This window comes from Collimonas sp. OK307 (genome assembly GCF_900113705.1).
GTDB lineage: Bacteria > Pseudomonadota > Gammaproteobacteria > Burkholderiales > Burkholderiaceae_D > Collimonas.
Genome location: NZ_FOQI01000041.1, coordinates 1 through 2,158 on the forward strand (window position 1 = coordinate 1; position 2,158 = coordinate 2,158).

2 protein-coding genes are annotated in these 2,158 nt (G+C 57.4%); both read left to right on the forward strand.

The genetic code is table 11. The annotated features are described in order from the left end of the window. Positions 1-1,146 (forward strand): IS21 family transposase (gene istA / locus BM205_RS23880; protein ID WP_092417344.1); only part of this gene is annotated, 1,146 nt, incomplete at its 5' end. Further along, positions 1,143-1,976, forward strand: coding sequence for an IS21-like element helper ATPase IstB (gene istB, locus BM205_RS23885; protein ID WP_092417346.1), 834 nt, complete (start codon positions 1,143-1,145; stop codon positions 1,974-1,976). The genes istA and istB, both read left to right, overlap by 4 nt. Positions 1,977-2,158: the final 182 nt, after the last annotated feature.

The window sequence follows — 2,158 nt, forward strand, 5'->3', positions numbered from 1 at the left end:
GATTTCGGCGAAGCCGACGGCTACATCGGCGGCAAGAAGATACGCTTCCACTATTTCTGCCTGGACATGCCGCATTCGGATGCGTGTTTCGTCAAGGCGTATCCGACCGAAGACACGGAAGCGTTTCTGGACGGCCATCTTGCTGCCTTCGCATTTCTCGGCGGCGTGCCGCAATCGATTCTGTACGACAACACCAGGATTGCGGTGGCCAAGATATTAGGCGATGGGCAGCGTCGACGGACCCAGGCCTTTGCCGAGTTACAGAGCTACTACTTGTTTGACGACAAATTCGGACGTCCTGCCAAGGGCAACGACAAGGGTAAGGTGGAAGGACTGGTGGGCTACAGCCGGCGTCACTTCATGGTGCCGTTGCCGGTGGCAGACGACTTCGATGCATTGAATGCCCAATTGCTGGACGGCTGCAAGAAACGTCAGCGTGCCGTGCTGCGTGGTCAATCCGACAGCATCGCCCAGCGGCTGGTTCGCGACCGGGCGGCATTGATGCCCTTGCCAGCAACGCCCTATGACGCCAGCCACAAGCAAAGCAGCCGGGTGTCGTCGCAAGCGCTGGTCCGTTACCGCACCAACGACTATTCGGTACCGACGCAATACGGCCATCAGGCGGTCCTGGTCAAAGGCACCGTCGACTGGGTCGATATCTATCTGGTCGGCAAGCCGGAGTGCATTGCACACCATCGCCGCAGCTATGCCAAAGCGGATTTCGTGATGAACCCGCTGCACTATCTGGCCTTGCTGGAGAAGAAGCCGCGTGCGCTCGACCAGGCTGCGCCCCTGCAAGAGTGGGCATTGCCGGCAGCCTTCGAGCGACTGCGACGCCTGCTCGAAGCTCGCATGGACAAGCGTGGGCGCAAGGAGTATATCCAGGTCCTGCGTTTGCTGGAAACCTTCAGTATCGGGCAAGTCGAACACGCCATCGGTGAAGCCCACCACCTGGGCGTACTCAGCTTTGACGCCATCAAACATCTGATGCTGTGCGCCATCGAGCGACGGCCTCCCAAACTAGACCTGACGCTGTATCCGTATTTACCGAGCGCCACGGTCGGTACAACCGATGCCGGCAGTTATCTCAGTTTGCTCAGCCAGCCTGCGTTAGTGGTTCAAGCTGCTATCAGAGGTAGCGTATGAGTACCGACATTGAACCGTCAATCGAGACCACCACGGTGGCACCGCAGGTGCTGTTGGTCAACCACTTCAAAGCCCTGAAACTGCCTACCTTCGCCCGCGAGTATGAGAAGGTCGGGGCCGACTGCGCGCGTGAAGGGGTGGATTACCCACGCTATTTATTACGGTTGTGCGAACTGGAACGTATCGACCGTGAACGCCGCACGATGGAGCGACGCATCCGCCTGGCCCGGTTTCCGGTGACCAAGAGTCTGGATACCTTCGACTTCATGGCGATGCCTACCCTGAACAAATCCCTGGTGCTGGAGCTGGCGCGCTGTGAATGGATTGATAAGCGCGAGAACGTCATCGCGCTAGGGCCTTCGGGTGTCGGCAAGACACATACCGCGCTGGCGCTAGGATTAGCCGCCTGTCAGAAAGGACACAGCGTCGGCTTCACGACGGCTGCAGCCCTGGTGCATGAGTTGATGGAAGCGCGTGACGAGAAACGGTTGCGTGCCTTGCAAAAGCAACTGACTAACGTAAAGCTGCTGATTGTCGATGAACTGGGCTATGTGCCGTTCACGGCGATAGGTGCTGAATTGTTGTTTGAGGTCTTTAGCCGGCGCTATGAACACGGCGCCACGCTGGTGACCTCGAACTTGCCGTTTGACGAGTGGACCAGCGTCCTCGGTTCGGAGCGGTTGACCGGAGCGTTGCTCGACCGGCTCACCCATCACGTCCACATCCTGGAGATGAACGGCGAATCGTATCGATTGGCCACCAGCAAGAAACGGCAGCAGCGCAATGCCAAACCAAACGTCAATGCTGAAAAAGGAGGGGCCAACCCGTAACAGCAAAAACAACGTCTTGAGGAAACGGGCTACGCTGCGCTACGCCCGTCACCCCAATTCTACCTTGCATAGAAATGTGGATTGAAAAGAGAAAAATCCAGGGCCTGAACGGCTCTATTTATTAACCCGGATTGGTACACTTTTAACGTGCCATTTGGTACATCTTCACTCCGGCATTGACA

Bases quoted from the DNA above. Each gene is read 5' to 3' on its own strand.
- istB (WP_092417346.1), top strand. From the start codon at position 1,143: ATGAGTACCGACATTGAACCGTCAATCGAGACCACCACGGTGGCACCG.